Annotated in this window: 1 protein-coding gene; it reads right to left on the bottom strand. The window is 46.2% G+C overall.

Annotated features, from left to right (window positions below):
* Nucleotides 1-2,330 (bottom strand): beta strand repeat-containing protein (locus tag ACNPNW_RS03910; RefSeq protein WP_448766549.1); only part of this gene is annotated, 2,330 nt, incomplete at both ends.

Here is a 2,330-nt window from a genome sequence, read left to right on the forward strand (position 1 = left end):
ACATCTGCACTATTGCTACTACCACCTGTGATCACGTTTCCTTCAAGTGCTGTACCGTCTTCTGTCACTGTGCCTGTGTCAGCTTTCGCTTCTGGGGCAGTATCTGTAATGAGAATGACCAGATCAGTCGCTACTGAGCTTTCATCGGCATTGTCTGTCACTATAATTGGGAAACTATCACTTACGCTGCTATCACCACCGCTGTGGTTTTTGCTGGTGCCACTTTGTTGGTAGCTATAACTGACTTTGCCTGTTACTGGATCATAGTCGGTAAGGGTCAGTGTTCCTTGTGTACCTATGATTGTTTTTGGTGTGGTCGGGGATAGACCCAAGAGTTCGCTGGTCAGAATGGTCGTGACACCAATCGTGATAGATTTCAGTCCATCTGCTGCGTTGACGGTAAACTCGCCTTGTACTGGGGTCGTTGCATTTTCGGCAATGCTGTTCGCACCAAGCGCTGATCCATTATGATCAGTGATAACCACGTTAGGTGCGCCATCGGTATGTCCGTTAATGGTGATGGTAATGGTCGCTGTCGATTTATCTCCATCTCCATCGGTAATGGTGTAGCTAAATAGGTCTTGGAGGCTTTGGTTATCTTTAAGGGCATTTACATCCGTATTGTTATTATTTAATTGGTAGGTGTAACTACCGTCAGCACGGAGAATTAATGTTCCGTATTTTCCATTCACTGCTGTATTCAATGCGCCATTTGCTACGTGTTCACCTGACGCAACTGTTCCAGCCTGTACTCCACTGACGTTAGCTTTGTCTGCGCCTTGGGTATCAGCTGTATCTCCACTAGATACGCCTCCTGTCAGTACGTTGCCACTGACTGGATTAGGTACGCTGTCTTCTGTAATGCTATTCGTGTCAGGCTTCGCAACAGGTGCGTCATCTATAATCGTAATCGTTACGGTATTCGTTGTACTATTGCCCTGAGCATCCTTAGTTGTATAGCTAAACGTATCCTCAACATTATCGCCATTTGATGGTTTAGTCAGTGTGTATGTGTAGCGACCATCTTCATCAATGCTGAACGTCCCATATTGAGTCGAACCATTAGTAACGGGTACTGCTTTGACCTCGGATGGTAGGTTCACTGTATCTGTTACGGTATGACCAGTACCCGCAGTTGAACCACCCGCAAGACCACTTTCATTGACAGTCTTGCTAATTGGGGCTGGTGTTAGATTGACATTTGCCACATTAATCGTAAGCGTTGAATGAGTTAAATCACCATCCGCATCACGTACCGTATAAGTAAATACATCCTGTGCATCAGCTGTTACTGCATCAGCGGTTGATACATAGGTATAACTGCCATCGGCATTTAAAGTGATATAGCCATATTGGCCATCTATCCTGCCTCCAACGCCACCAGCGCTGTTCGTTGCAGTATCACCCGATACCACACCAATCACTGCACCAGTATTCACCCAACCATCTGCGCCAGCAGTATCATTTGTTAATACACCGTCAGCAGCAAGTACGCTCAGCACACCACCTTCACTAAGGCTACCAGTATCTGCCACAGCAGTCGGAACATCATCAATCACTTGTACAACCAGACTACCTGTTGTGGTTACCCCTCCTGCATCTGTGAAACTCAGTGGAATGCCACTCAGAAGTAAACCATCATTTCCAACAGCGCTATGTGTCTGGGCGTTGTTCAAAGTATAGGTATAACTCAAACTACCTGAAGTTGGGATACCACCTACACTGCTATTTGCCGTAAAACCATTTAGAACGATGGTTCCACCAACGACGTTGATCGCTGCCGATGGGTTGCTGCTACTCAGTGATTGTAATTGTGAAAGGCTAAAGGTCTGTCCGCCTATGTTAATACTGCTTAAGCCATCTCCTGCATTGATCGGAATCGTTCCACTGGCAGATTCGCTCGCTGCACTTGCGTTGCTACCTGTACTTAGACCACTTTCATACACTGTAATCTGACCACCAACACTGCTACCGTTCTGATCGTTCGGTGTAATGCTTGGTAGGCCATCGGTATGTCCGTTAATGGTGATGGTTAATGTCGTGGTACTCCAGTCCCCATCTGCATCTTTAATGGTGTAGCTAAATGTTTCTGTGAGCTTGCCTTCATCTTTTAATGCATTCACGGTTGCGTTATTTGGGTCAACGGTATAGCTGTAACTACCATCGCTATTGAGTATCAGTGTGCCGTAGTCACCTGCAAGTCCTGTTCCACCAACATTATCTGTTTGTTCTGTTGTTGAGCTTCCTTTGCTGACTCCTGTCACTTGTGTTGCATCTGCACCTAAACGGTCAGCAACATCTGCACTATTGCTACTACCACCTGTGATCAC

It is taken from the genome of Acinetobacter endophylla, assembly GCF_053543775.1.